The organism is Bifidobacterium simiarum (assembly GCF_002802905.1).
GTDB classification, from domain to species: Bacteria; Actinomycetota; Actinomycetes; order Actinomycetales; family Bifidobacteriaceae; genus Galliscardovia; species Galliscardovia simiarum.
Genome location: NZ_PEBK01000001.1, coordinates 485,935 through 501,596 on the forward strand (window position 1 = coordinate 485,935; position 15,662 = coordinate 501,596).

The following is a 15,662-nucleotide window of genomic DNA, read 5'->3' on the forward strand; positions in this document are numbered from 1 at the left end:
GGGGGTTGTCGCGGTGCTGGCCTCGCGGAATCCGTCGGTGGAGGATGACGGTCCCCGGGATGTGGATAATTCGTCATCCATCCACTTATCCACATTTATCGTCGTGCGATTTGACTGTGAATCTCAAGGTGTCATCCTAGTGACAGACCCCCGAACGGGGGGCTGCTGTGAGAAGGGAAGACCAAGGAGGGTCACCATGGAGCAAGACAACGACAACAACGACGGGGACAAACGGATCAATTTCACCTTCACCATGCCGAGCCTGTATGGGGCGGACGGTCAGAACCGGGCGGTGAAGATGAGGGTCTGCCGGGTTTCCCATCATGATCTGAGCGCGGGGGAGTGCGCCGATCTGGCCACCAGATCCTGTCATCTGGCCTGCATCGCCGCCGATGTGGTACGCGGCAGGCTCCGGCCGCAGATCCTCGACAACCGGCTGACGGAGAAAAGCATCGACCGCCTGATGTTCCTTTCGGCGTTGCTCGACACCGACAAGGACGCCCGCGACGCCCTGCACCGGCATCTTCCCGTGGTGCCGCAGTATCTGTTCGGCACCCTGCTCAGCACCGAATGCTTCGACGCCTGCATCGGGCTGTCGATCGGCTACGAGGACTACTACGTCAGTCTGGTGCTGCGCCGCAAGGGCAGCCGGTGGCTGTGCACGATGCTCGACTTCGGGTGACGTCCCCGCGTCGTGAAGCGGGCGCGAAGGTCGTGAAGTTATAGTAGTTCGTATGTTGCGTGAATATTCGAGCCCTGCCATTACCCCCACCACCGACGACGACACCATATACTCGCTGCTGAGCCGACGGTGTCGACGCAATCCCGACGACGTGGTCGTCGAGGTGCAAGACGAGTCCGGCCGCGTCTGGAGCCCGGTCACCGCGGCCCAGATGGTCGACAGGGTACGCAGCGTTGCCAAGGGCATGCTCGGCCTCGGCGTGCGCAAGGGCGGCACCGTGGTGATCTACGCCCCCACCAGCTACGAGTGGGGCGTCGTGGACTTCGCCTGCGCCGCGATCGGCGCGGTGTCCGTGCCGATCTACGACACCGATTCGGCGTCGCAGGCCCGGGGCATCGTCACCGAGGTGAAGCCCGTGATCGCCTTCGCCGGCGGATCGGAGCGCGCCCAGACCCTCGACGCGATCCGCCCGGAGTGCGAGTCGCTGAAGTACGTGTTCAATTTCGAGGCTTCGGGCATCGACGCCGTCATCGATTTCGGTGAGAACGTCTCCGACGAGCAGCTCGATGCCGCCATTGACGCGATCAAGGCCGACGATCTGGCCACCATCGTGTACACGTCCGGCTCCACGGGCAAGCCCAAGGGCGTCATGCTCACCAACCGCAACTTCACGTCGATCGTGCTCGGCGGCTACGACTGCCTGCCGAACATGCTGGCCGGCAACCCCACCAGGCTGCTGCTGTTCCTGCCGCTGGCCCACTGCTTCGCCCGTTACATCCAATACGTCGCCATCGGCTCCCACGGTGTCGTCGGATACCTGCCCGGCGCCAAGCATCTGCTCGCCGACCTGCGCAGCTTCAAGCCCACGTACCTGCTCGGCGTGCCGCGCGTGTTCGAGAAGGTGTACAACGCGGCATCGCAGAAGGCCGGCGCCGGATTCAAGGGCCGGGTGTTCCTCCGCGCCTTCGAGCATTTCGTGCAGTGGAGCCGCGACGAGCAGGACGGTCGCGGCCACGGCCTGCGCCAGCGCATCGACCACGCCTTCTTCGAGAGGGCCGTCGGCAACTCCATCCGTTCCGCCCTGGGGCCGAACCTGCGATTCCTGGCCTGCGGCGGCGCGCCGATGAACGAGGATCTCGCCCACTTCTTCAACGGCATGGACGGCATCACCTTCATTCAGGGCTACGGCATGACGGAGACCGCGGCACCCTGCATCGTGAACTTCGAGGCCGCGAACCGCGTCGGTTCGGTGGGCAAGCCCGGCACCGCCGACATCGCCGTCCGCCTGTCCGACGACGACGAGCTGGAGGTCAAGGGACCCAACGTGTTCGTGGGGTACAAGGACGATCCGCAGCGCACCGCCGAGGCGTTCACCGACGACGGCTGGCTGCTCACCGGCGACCTCGCGCAGATCGACGACGACGGCTTCGTCTACATCACCGGCCGCAAGAAGGACCTCATCATCACGGCCGGCGGCAAGAACGTCTCTCCCGCGCCGCTTGAGGACGTGATCGGCACCTGCCCGATCGTCTCCCACGTCGTGGTGGTGGGCGATGGTCGTCCGTTCATCGCCGCGCTGGTGACGCTCGACCCCGACATGCTCGCCTCGTGGCTCGAGGCCCAGGGGCTCGACCGGACCATGACCGCTGCCGACGTGGCGGACAACGATGCGGTGCGCGCCTTCATCCAGCAGTACGTCGATCAGGCCAACTCCTCGGTCTCCCGCGCCGAATCCGTGCGCAAGTTCTGCATTCTCGACACCGACTTCGAACAGGACGACGGCACCCTCACCCCGAGCATGAAGGTGGTGCGTCCCACCGTGCTGCGCCAGTACGCCGACGTGATCGACAAGGTGCTGTACGCGCCGAAGCAGGGGAGCCGCGCCGCCAAGGGAGCGTCGTCGCCGCTGCTGGAGAAGGCCACGGAGTCCATCTCCCCGCTGATCGACAAGGCCCAGGAAAGCGCGCTCCCCAGGATCAAGGAGGCGACCGAACGGCTGGAGCCGGTCCTCGACCAGGCCAAGAGCATGAGCGGATCCCTCGTCGGGGTGTCGAAGCGGCTGCGCCAGTCGGATGCCGCCGATGCCGCCGATGCCGCCGATGCCGCCGACGCCGTTGGCGAGGCGGATGATGCGCCCGAGGCCGCCGAGGCCACCGAGGCCTCCGAGTCCTCCGTCGCCGACGGGTCCGAGGTCTCCTCCCACGGCGAACCGGACCCGGCCGGTGCCGACGGAGCCCGGCGGTCGGGTACTGTTGACGGTGGCGAACACCGCTCCGAGACCGGACGCTGACGGCGTCCACGGTCCGGACGGACAGGCAACGATTGTTTTCCTAAAGGAGCGATACCTTGACTATCAGAGAGATCCGGGTGGTTCCCGACCCCGTGCTGCGCACGCCCTGCGATCCGATCCGCGAGATCACGCCCGCCATCAGGCGACTGGTCGACGACCTGCTCGAAACGGTCGACGATCCCGGCCGGGCCGGCCTTTCCGCCAATCAGATCGGCGTGAGCCTCAGGGCGTTCTCCTACAACATCGAGGGCAGGATCGGATACATCCTCAACCCGGTGATCGAGGAGACCCGTGGCGAGCAGTACGGCGACGAGGGATGCCTTTCCGTTCCCGGACTGTGGTACAAGACCCGCCGCGCCGACTACGCGCGCGTCTCCGGCATCGATCTGGACGGCAAGCCGGTGACTCTGGAGGGCAGCGGCCTCATGGGCCGCATGCTGCAGCATGAGTGCGATCATCTCGACGGCCACGTCTACCTCGACCGGCTCGAGAAGGAGGAGCGCCGCGAGGCCATGCGCATGATGCGGCGACAGCAGCCGCGCTGATATCGCTGATATCGCGGCACGGCCGGTCCTGCCAAACGGGATGGCGCAATGATATGGCTCGTCCCGTCAAACGGGACGGCGCGATGAACATGCAATGAATACGGGCCCGGACGGCATGATGTCGTCCGGGCCCGTGGTATGCTAGTGCCTTGCGTGCCTTTTTGGTTTCCGTTCGTAGTCGCAGACGAGGGGAAACCGACCTGTATCCGCTATCCGGCACGCGAATACGCGCCATGTCGGCGACGAGCTGTGTCGGTCGGCTCCATCCGGAGTTGCACGCAGTTTCGCATGGCCAGGCAATAACCGACAAGAAAGGTATGAACATGGCACAGATCACCATGAGCCAGATGCTCAAGGCAGGCGTTCACTTCGGTCACCAGACCCGTCGCTGGAACCCGAAGATGAAGCAGTACATCCTGATGGAGCGCAACGGCATCCACATCATCAACCTGTTCAAGTCCCTCGACCTGATCGACAAGGCCTACGATTTCATCAAGGCCACCGTCGCCCACAACGGCACCGTGCTGTTCGTCGGCACCAAGAAGCAGGCCGCCGAGGCCGTTTCCGAGCAGGCCACCCGCGTCAACATGCCGTACGTCTCCGAGCGCTGGCTCGGCGGCATGCTCACCAACTTCCAGACCGTCTCCAAGCGCGTCGCCCGCATGAAGGAGCTCGAGGAGATGGACTTCTCCGACGTGCACGCCTCCGGTCTGACCAAGAAGGAGCTCCTGCTCCTCGAGCGTGAGAAGGACAAGCTGGTCAAGCAGCTCGGCGGTATCCGCAACATGAACCGCACCCCCTCCGCCCTGTTCGTGGTCGACATCAACAAGGAAGCCCTGGCCGTCGAGGAAGCCCACAAGCTGCACATCCCCGTCGTCGCCCTGGTCGACACCAACACCGATCCCGATCTGGTCGACTACCCGATCCCGGCCAACGATGACGCCATCCGCGCCGTCGAGCTGCTGACCACCCTCATGGCCGACGCCGTCGCCGATGGTCTGCTGGAGCGTTCCGGCAAGGCCGCCGACAAGGCCGACGCCGACAAGGCCGACGCCCAGCCGATGGCCGAGTGGGAGACCGAGCTGCTCAAGAAGGACGGCGCCACCGCCGAAGCCCCGGCCGAGGAAGCCAAGGCCGAGTGAATTACCCTATGATGGGAGTTGCACAACTCCCATCCGGGGCAGTCTATTAGAGGAGACAAAACCAATGGCAGCAATTAGTCTTGCTTTGATCAAGCAGGTGCGCGAAGACACCGGTGCCGGCATGATGGACGTCAAGAAGGCCCTCACCGAGGCCGAAGGCGACGTCGCCCGCGCCAAGGAAATCATCCGCGCCAAGGGCATCCAGGCCGCCGGCAAGCGCGAAGGCCGCAAGGCCCAGGAAGGCACCATCGCCTCCAAGGTCGTCGAGTCCGGCGAAGGCCAGGTCGGCTACGCCGTGGAAGTCAACTCCGAGACCGACTTCGTGGCCAAGACCCCGAAGTTCGTGGAGTTCGCCGACAGCGTACTTGCCGATGCCGTCAAGGCCGGTGCCGACAACGCCGATGAGGTGCTTGCCGCCCCGTCCGCCGAGGGCACCGTGAAGGAGTCCGTCGAGGAGGCCGCCGCCCTGTTCGGCGAGCACGTCAAGCTCGGTCAGTTCGCCAAGGTCGCCGGCGAGCACGTCGAGATCTACGCCCACAAGAAGTCCGCCGAGATGCCGCCGAGCATCGTGGCCATGGTCGCCACCGACGAAGCCGGTGCCGCCGTCGCCCACGAAGTGGCTCTGCAGATCTCCGCCATGGGCGCCAAGTGGCTGACCCGCGAGGACGTCCCGGCCGATGTCGTGGAGTCCGAGCGCCGCGTGGCCACCGAGAAGTCCCAGGCCGAAGGCAAGCCCGAGAAGATCATCCCCCGCATCGTCGAGGGTCGTCTCAACGCCTTCTACAAGGAGAACGTGCTGCTCGAGCAGCAGTTCGTCAAGGATCCGTCCAAGACCGTGAACGATCTGTTCAAGCAGGTCGGCGGCAAGGCCGTGGCCTTCGCCCGCGTCGAGGTCGGCAAGGGCGAGGAGGAGTGATCCTCCCCGGTCGTCCGTGACCGTTCATCGAAAGGCCGCGCGCCCCAGTGGGTGCGCGGCCTTTTTCGTTGCCCGTCGATCGTCGTCGGCGCGTTGGCTTGGGACTGTCGCTGACAACGGATACTCTGATAGACGGTAATTTTTCGTGGTCTCGCGACCGCAGGACGGAACGAGACAACCGAAGAAAGGCACTGTATGACTGGCAACGATGCAGCTGGCAAGCCCCGCAGGGTTCTGCTCAAACTTTCCGGAGAGGCGTTCGGCGGCGGTTCCGTCGGCATCGACACCCATGTGATCCGACGTATCGCCGAGGAGATCGTCCCCGCCGTGAAGCAGGGCGTGCAGGTGGCGATCGTCGTGGGCGGCGGCAACTTCTTCCGTGGCGCCGAACTCCAGCAGGCCGGTATCGACCGCTCCCGCGGCGACTACATGGGCATGCTCGGTACGGTGATGAACTGCCTGGCGCTGCAGGACTTTCTGGAGCAGGAGGGTCAGGCGACCCGCGTGCAGTCCGCCATCCAGATGACCCAGGTCGCCGAGCCGTACATCCCGCTCAAGGCCATCCGCCATCTGGAGAAGGGCCGCGTGGTGATCTTCGGCGCCGGCGCCGGCATGCCGTACTTCTCCACCGATACCGTGTCCATCCAGCGTTCGCTGGAGATCCACTGCGACGAGGTGCTGATGGGCAAGAACGGCGTGGACGGTGTGTACACCGCCGACCCGCGCAAGGACCCCGAGGCGCGCATGTTCACCCAGCTGAGCTACAACCGCGCACTGGTCGACAATCTGGCCGTGATGGACGCCTCCGCGCTGTCCATGGCCCGCGACAACCATCAGGTCATCCGCGTGTTCGGACTCGAGGAGGCCGGGAACGTGACCCGCGCGCTGCTGGGCGAGTCGATCGGCACCCGCGTGAGCGCGGACGAATCCGTAACCAAGTAATCCAGTCCACACTGGTGAGACCATCGGCCCTCCGGGGCCACATACAGTAAGGAGAACACCATGGCCACCCTCGTTGATCATGCCACCGAGCAGATGAACAAGACCGTCGAATCCACCAAGGAGAACTTCGCCGGCATCCGCACCGGACGCGCCAACCCGGCGCTGCTCAACGGCATCGTCGTCGACTACTACGGAGCGCCCACCCCGCTCAAGCAGATGGCCACCATCGGCGTGCCGGAGCCGCGCACCCTCGCCATCACCCCGTTCGACGTCAGTCAGGCCCACGCCGTGGAGAAGGCCCTGCGCGACTCCGACCTCGGCGTGAACCCGAACCGCGACGGCAACGTGATCCGCATCACCCTGCCGGAGCTGACCGAGGACCGCCGCAAGGAGTACGTCAAGCTCGCCAAGGGCAAGGCCGAGGACGGCAAGGTGGCCGTGCGCAACATCCGCCGCAAGACCAAGGAGGCCATCGACAAGGCCGTCAAGGACGGCGACATGGGCGAGGACGAAGGCAAGCGCCTGCAGAACGATCTGGAGAAGGTCACCAAGAAGGTCAGCGACGAGATCGATTCGCTGTTCGCCACCAAGGAAAAGGAAATCCTCGAGGTCTGAGGTCCACGGACCGAGACGAATGGTCGTTCATGAGCACATCCAAGCGTAGGGAAGAGGCCGAGGAGGCCATCGACTCGATCAACAGGCGGGCCGGCAGGAACATGCCGCAGGCCAGCGCCACCGGCGCCGTGCTGGTGGCGCTGATCCTGGCCAGCCTGCTGATCAACGTCGATGTCTTCGTCGTTCTGGTCGTCGTATTCGTCATGATCGCGGTGTGGGAGCTGCGCGTCGATTTCGCCACGGTGGGCATCCGCATTCCGGTGCTCGCATTGTGGGCGTCGGCGATCGTCATGCTGCTGGGCACGTATTTCGCCCCGGGGGGCCATCGCGTCGTCTTCATGGGCGCGGCCATGCCCATGGTGCTGATCGTCGTCGCCTTGTGCGGCTCGCTGCGGTTCACCATGCTGCACCAGCGGGTCTCCATGGCGGTGGCGTCGAAGCTGTCGAACGCCGACGCGGCCATGCGCGAGTTCTCCTCGTTCAACGACCCCCACGACGGTCTCGAGGTCTCCCGCCTGACCAACGTCGCGGTCTCCCTGTTCACCGCGATGTACGCGCCGTTCCTCGCCAGCTTCATCATCCTGCCGATCGGCGGCGAACATCCGGTGGCCCATGCGTTCTTCCTGCTGTTCATCCCGTCCCTCGGCGACGTGGGCGGACTGCTGTTCGGCGCATGGCTCGGCCGGCACAAGCTCAGCCCGCGCATCTCGCCGAAGAAATCGGTGGAGGGTCTGCTCGGCTCCATGCTGTTCTGCTTCCTCGGCGCGCTGGTGATCTTCCTGTGCACCTACGACCGGGCGACATGGGCCTCGCGCTGGTGGGTCCCGCTGCTGATGGGCGTGCTCATCGGCGTCATCGGCACCTTCGGCGACCTGTGCGCGTCCATGCTCAAGCGCGATCTGGGCATCAAGGACATGGGCCATGTGCTCAAGGGCCACGGCGGCGTGCTCGACCGCGCCGACTCCATCCTCATGTCCGCGCCGTTCATCTGCATCGTGCTGCTTGCGGCGGGACTGTAACCGCACCGCCATATCGGAATCGTGAAAGGACATTCGGAAACCACGCCATGAGCGAAGAGATCGAAACCGGCATCACCACCGGAGGCAGGGAGGGCGCCTTCAGGGACATCCTCTCCAAGGACCATGCCCGACGCGGCAAGCCGCCGCTGCATTTCGCCGACCTGAGCGAGGAAGAGCGCATCGAACGGGCCGGCCAGCTCGGCCTTCCCAAATTCCGGGTCAAGCAGCTCGCCAACCACTACTTCGCCCATCTGGACACCGACGCCGAATCCTTCACCGACTTTCCCGCGGCGAAGCGAGGCGAGGCTGCTGAGGCGTTCTTCCCCACGCTGATCGAACCGATGCTGGTGCAGAAGGCCGATGGCGGCACCACGATCAAGACCCTGTGGCGCCTATTCGACGACTCGCGCATCGAATCGGTGCTGATGCGGTACCCGAACCGTGCCACCCTGTGCATCTCCAGCCAGGTGGGATGCGGCATGGGCTGCCCGTTCTGCGCCACCGGCAAGCTTGGCCTGACCCGCAACATGTCGGCCGGCGAGATCCTCGAACAGGTACGCGTGGCCGCCGCGGCGATGCGCGACGGCGAGGTGGCCGGCGGCCCCGGACGACTGAGCAACGTGGTGTTCATGGGCATGGGCGAGCCCATGGGCAACTACCGCGCCGTGCTGTCCGCGATCCGCCAGATCAGCGCCATGCCTCCGGAGGGCTTCGGCATCTCCGCCCGCAACATCACCGTATCCACGGTCGGCGTGGTCCCCGGCATCCGCAAGCTCACCGCCGAGGGCATCCCCGTGCGTCTGGCCGTGTCGCTGCACGCGCCGAACGATCAGCTGCGCGACGAGCTGGTGCCGATGAACCGACGGTTCAACATCACTCAGCTGCTCGACGCCGCGCACGACTACTATCTGGCGAGCAAGCGCCGCGTCAGCATCGAATACGCCCTGATGCGCGGCATCAACGACCAGCCGGTGCACGCCCGTCAGCTGGCGAACCGGCTGAACCACTACGGCGACGACTGGGTGCACGTCAACCCCATCCCGCTCAACCCCATCGAGGGCTCGAAGTGGACGGCCTCGAAGCCGGAGGACGAGCAGGAGTTCCTCGACATCCTGCATCGCGCCGGCATCACCGCCACGCTGAGGGACACCAGAGGATCCGACATCGACGGTGCGTGCGGGCAGCTCGCGGCGAAGAACCGCGGCTGATCGGCCCGATCAGGAGCGAAAAGACGTGAACGACGCGGCGGAGGCCATCACCGGCCCCGCCGCGTTTCGTTACATATGGGTCGGGAATGGACATTACCCTAGGCAACGACAGGTATGCGGTTACAATCGACCCGTACATCGAACGAGCACAGCAAGGGGTGAACAATGTCGCTGGCGGTGAGGGTGATTCCGTGTCTTGACGTGGACGACGGCCGGGTGGTCAAGGGCGTGCATTTCGAGAATCTGCGCGATGCGGGCGATCCGGTGGAGCGAGCCGCCGAATACTACCGTCAGGGCGCCGACGAACTGACGTTCCTGGACGTGACGGCGTCGAGCTCGCATCGGCAGACGATGTACGACGTGGTGCATCGCACGGCGGAGGAGCTGTTCATCCCGCTGACCGTGGGCGGCGGCGTGCGCACCGTCGACGACGTGGACAACCTGCTGCGCTGCGGAGCCGACAAGGTGGGTGTGAACACGGCCGCCATCAACAATCCCCAGATGATCGCCGACGTCTCCTCGAGGTTCGGCAATCAGGTGCTGGTGCTGTCGGTGGACGCGCGCAGGGAGCGCGGCGAACGCCATACGCAGTCGGGATTCGAAGTGACCACGATGGGCGGACGCAAGTCCACCGGCATCGACGCGCTGTGGTGGGTGAAGCGGGCCGAGGAACTGGGCGCCGGCGAGATCCTGCTCAATTCCATGGACGCCGACGGCACCCAGGAGGGATTCGATCTGGAGATGATCCGCGCGGTGCGCCGGGAGGTCAGGATCCCGATCATCGCGTCGGGAGGCGCCGGCAAGGTGTCGGACTTCCCGCCGGCCATCGATGCGGGAGCGGACGCGGTGCTGGCCGCATCGGTGTTCCACTACGGCAAGATGACGATCGGCGACGTCAAGGACGCCCTGCGCGCGGCCGGCCACGTCGTCAGATGAGATTTCCGGTGAGATGGCGAGATTCCTCGCAATTTTGACGCGATCCTGATGTGATCCCGATGCGATCTTGATGAAAGGACATGACGATCTTCGATGACGTCCTACGATAACGAAACCACGCTCGATCCGCGTATCGCCGGCAGGCTCAAGCGAGACTCCAAGGGTCTGGTGGCCGCGGTGATCCAGCAGTACGACACCCATGAGGTGCTGATGGTCGGCTACATGAACGACGAGGCCCTGCGCCGCACCCTGACCACGGGGCGCGTGACGTTCTGGTCCCGCTCCCGGCAGGAATACTGGCGTAAGGGCGACACCTCCGGACACCGGCAGTATGTGAAGGGGGTGTCGCTGGACTGCGACGGCGACGCGCTGCTGGTCGAGGTCGATCAGGTGGGTGCGGCCTGCCACACCGGCAAGCGCTCATGCTTCGACGAGGGCGGTCCGCTGCCGGTGACGGTCGGGCACCGCGAGGCTGCGGACGCCGCGGCGGACACCGTGATCGAGGACGGTGCCGCCGGTGCCGGTCACGGCGGCGAGCCCGCGCATGACGACGGTACGAATGATGGGAACGACGAGGGAAGGGCGTGAGACCATGACGACGGTCAAGGGCAAGACGACGAATGATGCGACGAACGGCGAGGCGACGGTGAACGGGAAGGCCGAGCCCAGCGTGGAGCGCCTCGGCTGGGGACAGACCTGGCCCGACCGGGAGGAGTTCCACGCGCTTGCCGACGCCGGATACCGGGTGATCCCGATCGTGCGGCGTCTGCTCGCGGATTCGCTCACCCCGGTGGGCTTCTACGAGCGACTGGCCGGGGGCCGCAGCGGCACGTTCATCCTGGAATCCGCGGAGTACGGCGGCAACTGGAGCCGGTACTCGTTCATCGGCGTGAATTCGATCGCGCAGCTTCGATCGAACGGGGGAGAGGCCGACTGGCTGGGCGAGGTGCCCGCCGGCGTGCCCGAGCACGGCGACGTGGTCGAGGTGGCGCATGAGGCGCTCAAGGTCCTGAAGGCCCCGCGCGTCAAGGGCCTGCCGAGCCTGACCAGCGGTCTGGTCGGATCAGTGGGATGGGATGCGATCCGTCACTGGGAGCCGACCCTGCGCGCCCAGGCCCCCGACGAGACCGGCCAGCCCGAACTCGCTCTCGCCCTCGCCACGGACATCGCCGTGGTGGACCATGTGGACGGTTCGGTGTGGCTGATCGCCAACGCCGTGAACGTGGACGACAAGCCCACGCGGGCCGACGCCGCGTACGACGAGGCCGTCGCCCGGGTGGAGGACATGCAGCGCCGGGCGTCCACGCCGGTGGCGGGGGAGGCCCGCGTCAGCGTGCTCGACCCGTATGCCCCGACCCCCGAACTGCGGTTCCGCACCCCGAAGGAGACGTACGAGCACGCGGTCGAGGAGACGAAGCGTCACATCGTGGACGGCGACGTGTTCCAGACCGTGATCTCGCAGCGACTGGATCTGGATTCGCCTGCCGACCCGTTCGACGTCTACCGCGTGCTGCGCACGCTGAACCCCAGCCCGTACATGTACTTCATGACGCTCACCGACGCGCAGGGGCGCGACTTCAACGTGATCGGGTCCAGTCCCGAGACGCTGATCAAGGTGGACGAGGGCCATGCCATGACGTTCCCGATCGCAGGATCCCGTCCCCGCGGCGCCACGCCGGAGGAGGACGCGCGTCTGGCCCGGGAGCTGCTGGAGGATCCCAAGGAGCGCAGCGAGCACATCATGCTGGTCGACCTGTCGCGCAACGACCTGAGCAAGGTGTGCGTGCCGAGCAGCGTCGAGGTGGTGCAGCTGATGGACATCAAGCGCTTCAGCCACATCATGCACATCTGCTCCACCGTCACCGGCACCGTGGATCCCTCGCTCACCGCGTTCGACGTGTTCAAGTCCACGTTCCCGGCGGGCACGCTTTCCGGCGCCCCCAAGCCGAGGGCCATCGAGATCATCGACGAGCTGGAGCCCGCCGACCGCGGCATCTACGGCGGCACCGTCGGCTACTTCGACTTCTCCGGCAACATGGACATGGCGATCGCCATCCGCACGGCCTTCCTGCGCGACCACGAGGCCAGCGTGCAGGCCGGCGCCGGTCTGGTGCTCGACTCCGTGCCGGCCAACGAGTGGCAGGAGACGCGCAACAAGGCCGAGGCCAGTGTCGAGGCGGTCCAGATCGCGGCCCGGCTCAGGACCGTCTGAGCGGACCCGCCTACGGACGGCCGAATGGTTGAATGACCGGCCGAACAGTCCGAACGGACCCGAATAGTAAGACGGCCGTTCGGATGATGGGAAAACTGTGATACAGGTTGGTTGTCGGTCGGTTCCGGCACGCCTAGACACAACAAAGGAGAATCATGTCGGTATTGGATGATCTGGTGGCGGGAGCCATCGAGGATCAGCGGGCACGCGAGGCGAAGACCCCGCTCGAGACGCTGCAGCGACAGGTGGCCGATTCGGCCCGCCAACCGTTGGACGCGCGTCGATGGCTCAGGAAGGCCGATTCGATTCCCGTCATCGCCGAGATCAAGCGGGCCTCGCCCTCCAAGGGGCACCTGAGCGACATCCCCGATCCCGCCGCGCTGGCAAGGCAGTACGAGCGCGGCGGCGCCAGCGCCATCTCGGTGCTGACCGAGGGACGCCGCTTCCTCGGCTCCCTTGACGATCTGGACGCCGTGCGCGCGGCCGTGGACATCCCCGTGCTGCGCAAGGACTTCATCGTCACCGACTATCAGATCTGGGAGGCCCGCGCCCATGGCGCCGATCTCATCCTGTTGATCGTGGCGGCGCTGGACGATGATCGTCTGCGGCATCTGCTGGACCTGACCCGCCAGCTGGGCATGACCGCTCTGGTCGAGACCCATACCAGGGAGGAGATCGCCAGGGCCGTCGCGGCGGGTGCCGACGTGATCGGCATCAACGCGCGCAATCTCAAGGACCTCAGGGTCGATGTGAACAAGTACGCCGAACTCGCCGACGACATGCCGGCCGATGTGATCCGGGTCGCCGAATCCGGCGTGTTCGGCGCCGTCGAGGTCGAGGACTACGGCCGTGCCGGTGCGGATGCCGTGCTGGTGGGCGAGGGCGTGGCCACGGCCGACGACCATGAACTTGCGGTGAACCGTCTAGTGAAAGCAGGGAAGAGAGTGAAAGCATCCGAAAGCACGCCGCTGAGCGAGCATGAGGGACCGTACTTCGGTCAGTTCGGCGGACGTTACGTGCCCGAGGCACTGATCACCGCGCTCGACGAATTGGAGCGCGTCTATAACGAAGCCAAGGCCGATCCCGAATTCCACAAGGAGTTCGCGAGGCTGAACAAGCAGTACGTCGGCCGCGAGAGCCCGCTGACCGAGGCGCCGCGCTTCGCCGAGAAGATCGCCGAGAAGACCGGCATCCACCCGAGGGTGTTCCTCAAGCGCGAGGACCTCAACCACACCGGCGCCCACAAGATCAACAACGCGCTCGGCCAGGCATTGCTGGTCAAGCGCATGGGCAAGACCCGCGTGATCGCCGAGACCGGCGCCGGCCAGCACGGCGTGGCCACCGCCACGGTGTGCGCGATGCTCGGTCTCAAGTGCCGCATCTACATGGGCCAGATCGACGCCCGTCGTCAGGCCCTCAACGTGGCGCGCATGCGCATGCTCGGCGCCGAGGTCGTGGAGGTCACGCTCGGCGACCGCATCCTCAAGGACGCGATCAACGAGGCCCTGCGCGACTGGGTGACCAACGTAAAGGACACGCACTACCTGCTCGGCACGGTGGCCGGCCCCCACCCGTTCCCGTCCATGGTGCGCGACTTCCAGAAGATCATCGGCGAGGAGGCCAAGCGCCAGCTGCAGGACTGGTACGGCATCGACCATCCGGACGCGATCTGCGCCTGCGTGGGCGGCGGCTCCAACGCCATCGGCATCATGAACGCGTTCCTCGACGACGACCGGGTGAACCTGTACGGCTACGAGGCGGGCGGCAACGGCCCCGAATCCGGCCGCCACGCGATCCGCTTCGCCCCAGGCACCGGCGAACTGGGCATGTTCCAGGGCGCCAAGAGCTATCTGCTGGAGAACGCCGAGGGCCAGACGCTCGACACGTACTCGATCTCCGCCGGCCTCGACTACGCCTCCGTGGGCCCCGAGCACGCCTGGCTCAAGGAGATCGGCCGCGTGAATTACGGATGGGCCACCGACGAGGAGGCCATGAACGCCTTCCGCGACCTCAGCCAGAGCGAGGGCATCATCCCCGCCATCGAGAGCTCCCATGCCGTGGCCGGCGCCTACAAGGCCGCCGCCGACCTCAAGGCCAAGGGATACACGGAACCGGTGATGATCATCAACATCTCCGGCCGAGGCGACAAGGACATGGCCACCGCCGGCAAGTGGTTCGGATATCTGACCGACGATCAGGCCAAGGCCCTGGAGGTCACCGGCGCGCACGGCAACGCCGTGGCGTGATGATCGGGAACGGATACGAGACAAGGACACGATGCATTATGACGAATGAAACCACCACGCCGTCCGGACAGCCGCTGGGCATCAGCCATCGGCCGAGTCCGACCGAGGCCATGTTCGACCGGTTCCGGGCCGAGAACAAGCCGGCTTTCATCGGCTATCTGCCGTACGGCTTCCCCGATCCCGACGTCTCCCTCGACGCCCTGCGCACGATGGTCGAGCACGGCGTCGACGCCGTGGAGATCGGTCTGCCGTACTCCGACCCGGTCATGGACGGGCCGGTCATCCAGGCCGCCAGCCAGATCGCCCTGAACAACGGGGAGAGCATCAACGGCGTGTTCAGGGCCGTCGAGACCGTGGCCAACGCCGGCGGCGTCCCGCTGATCATGAGCTACTGGAACCTGATCTACCACTACGGCGTCGAGCGGTTCGCCCGCGACTTCGAAAACGCCGGCGGCGCCGGTCTGATCACCCCCGACCTCATCCCCGACGAGGCGGGGGAGTGGATCGAGGCGTCCGATCGCCACGGTCTGGACCGCATCTTCCTCGTGTCCCCCGATTCGTCGGACGATCGCCTCGAGATCGTGGCGAAAAACGCCCGCGGATTCGTCTACGCAGCCTCCCGCATGGGCGTGACCGGCGAGCGTGACACGATCAGCGCCTCCCCGGAGCGTCTGGTGGAGCGCACCCGCAAGGCCGGCGCGAAGAACGTGTGCGTGGGCATCGGCGTCTCCACCCCCGAGCAGGGGGCCAAGGTCGGCGCCTATGCGGACGGCGTGATCGTCGGATCCGCGCTCGTGCACACGCTGCTGGCCGACGACGACAAGACCCCCAAGGATCGGGCCGAGGGCCTTCGTGACCTCGCCGCCAAGGCCGAGGCGCTGGCCGACGGCATCCACCGTGCGCGCTAGT

Annotated in this window: 13 protein-coding genes and 1 pseudogene; all 14 read left to right on the top strand. The window is 65.9% G+C overall.

Annotation, left to right across the window (positions count from 1 at the left end):
- The first annotated feature begins 196 nt into the window (after nt 1–196).
- The 14 genes and pseudogenes from CSQ87_RS01890 (at nt 197) to trpA (ending at nt 15,661) form a co-directional block, all read left to right on the top strand.
- Nucleotides 197–682: a hypothetical protein gene (locus tag CSQ87_RS01890; protein WP_100512151.1), complete on the top strand. Its 486-nt coding sequence runs from the start codon at nt 197–199 to the stop codon at nt 680–682.
- 52 nt (nt 683–734) lie between these two features.
- Nucleotides 735–2,972: an AMP-dependent synthetase/ligase gene (locus CSQ87_RS01895; RefSeq protein ID WP_100512152.1), complete on the top strand. Its 2,238-nt coding sequence runs from the start codon at nt 735–737 to the stop codon at nt 2,970–2,972.
- Between the two features lie 56 nt (nt 2,973–3,028).
- The gene (gene def / locus CSQ87_RS01900; RefSeq protein ID WP_100512153.1) at nt 3,029–3,517 is read left to right on the top strand and encodes a peptide deformylase; all 489 of its coding nucleotides are present in this window, start codon (nt 3,029–3,031) and stop codon (nt 3,515–3,517) included.
- A gap of 323 nt (nt 3,518–3,840) precedes the next feature.
- Entirely contained in the window at nt 3,841–4,659 is an 819-nt protein-coding gene (gene rpsB / locus CSQ87_RS01905; RefSeq protein WP_100512238.1) for a 30S ribosomal protein S2, read from the top strand.
- A gap of 64 nt (nt 4,660–4,723) precedes the next feature.
- Entirely contained in the window at nt 4,724–5,575 is an 852-nt protein-coding gene (tsf, locus tag CSQ87_RS01910) for a translation elongation factor Ts (protein WP_100512154.1), read from the top strand.
- Between the two features lie 195 nt (nt 5,576–5,770).
- Nucleotides 5,771–6,517: a UMP kinase gene (gene pyrH, locus CSQ87_RS01915; RefSeq protein WP_100512155.1), complete on the top strand. Its 747-nt coding sequence runs from the start codon at nt 5,771–5,773 to the stop codon at nt 6,515–6,517.
- Between the two features lie 60 nt (nt 6,518–6,577).
- Complete coding sequence (frr, locus tag CSQ87_RS01920) at nt 6,578–7,132, top strand: ribosome recycling factor (RefSeq protein WP_100512156.1); 555 nt, start codon at nt 6,578–6,580, stop codon at nt 7,130–7,132.
- 29 nt (nt 7,133–7,161) lie between these two features.
- A complete protein-coding gene (locus CSQ87_RS01925) occupies nt 7,162–8,151 on the top strand; it encodes a phosphatidate cytidylyltransferase (RefSeq protein ID WP_100512157.1) in 990 nt (329 codons plus the stop codon).
- Nucleotides 8,152–8,198: 47 nt separating this feature from the next.
- Nucleotides 8,199–9,359, top strand: coding sequence for a dual-specificity RNA methyltransferase RlmN (gene rlmN, locus CSQ87_RS01930; RefSeq protein ID WP_100512158.1), 1,161 nt, complete (start codon nt 8,199–8,201; stop codon nt 9,357–9,359).
- Nucleotides 9,360–9,524: 165 nt separating this feature from the next.
- Nucleotides 9,525–10,295 carry an imidazole glycerol phosphate synthase subunit HisF gene (gene hisF / locus CSQ87_RS01935; protein WP_100512159.1) on the top strand — a complete coding sequence of 257 codons (771 nt, stop codon included), beginning with the start codon at nt 9,525–9,527 and terminating at the stop codon, nt 10,293–10,295.
- Nucleotides 10,296–10,388: 93 nt separating this feature from the next.
- A pseudogene (gene hisI, locus CSQ87_RS01940) lies at nt 10,389–10,769 on the top strand (phosphoribosyl-AMP cyclohydrolase); the annotation flags it as partial.
- 118 nt (nt 10,770–10,887) lie between these two features.
- Nucleotides 10,888–12,507, top strand: a complete 1,620-nt coding sequence (trpE, locus tag CSQ87_RS01945; protein WP_100512160.1) for an anthranilate synthase component I — start codon at nt 10,888–10,890, stop codon at nt 12,505–12,507.
- Nucleotides 12,508–12,662: 155 nt separating this feature from the next.
- A complete protein-coding gene (locus tag CSQ87_RS01950) occupies nt 12,663–14,753 on the top strand; it encodes a bifunctional indole-3-glycerol phosphate synthase/tryptophan synthase subunit beta (protein ID WP_100512161.1) in 2,091 nt (696 codons plus the stop codon).
- A gap of 38 nt (nt 14,754–14,791) precedes the next feature.
- On the top strand, nt 14,792–15,661 hold the full coding sequence (trpA, locus tag CSQ87_RS01955) for a tryptophan synthase subunit alpha (protein WP_100512162.1): 870 nt from the start codon (nt 14,792–14,794) through the stop codon (nt 15,659–15,661).
- The last annotated feature ends 1 nt before the right edge of the window (nt 15,662 follow it).

Coding starts and splice junctions, on each gene's coding strand:
- frr (WP_100512156.1), top strand. CDS start 6,578: ATGGCCACCCTCGTTGATCATGCCACCGAGCAGATGAACAAGACCGTC.
- CSQ87_RS01950 (WP_100512161.1), top strand. CDS start 12,663: ATGTCGGTATTGGATGATCTGGTGGCGGGAGCCATCGAGGATCAGCGG.
- tsf (WP_100512154.1), top strand. CDS start 4,724: ATGGCAGCAATTAGTCTTGCTTTGATCAAGCAGGTGCGCGAAGACACC.
- trpE (WP_100512160.1), top strand. CDS start 10,888: ATGACGACGGTCAAGGGCAAGACGACGAATGATGCGACGAACGGCGAG.
- CSQ87_RS01890 (WP_100512151.1), top strand. CDS start 197: ATGGAGCAAGACAACGACAACAACGACGGGGACAAACGGATCAATTTC.
- trpA (WP_100512162.1), top strand. CDS start 14,792: ATGACGAATGAAACCACCACGCCGTCCGGACAGCCGCTGGGCATCAGC.
- CSQ87_RS01895 (WP_100512152.1), top strand. CDS start 735: ATGTTGCGTGAATATTCGAGCCCTGCCATTACCCCCACCACCGACGAC.
- pyrH (WP_100512155.1), top strand. CDS start 5,771: ATGACTGGCAACGATGCAGCTGGCAAGCCCCGCAGGGTTCTGCTCAAA.
- CSQ87_RS01925 (WP_100512157.1), top strand. CDS start 7,162: ATGAGCACATCCAAGCGTAGGGAAGAGGCCGAGGAGGCCATCGACTCG.
- rpsB (WP_100512238.1), top strand. CDS start 3,841: ATGGCACAGATCACCATGAGCCAGATGCTCAAGGCAGGCGTTCACTTC.
- rlmN (WP_100512158.1), top strand. CDS start 8,199: ATGAGCGAAGAGATCGAAACCGGCATCACCACCGGAGGCAGGGAGGGC.
- hisF (WP_100512159.1), top strand. CDS start 9,525: ATGTCGCTGGCGGTGAGGGTGATTCCGTGTCTTGACGTGGACGACGGC.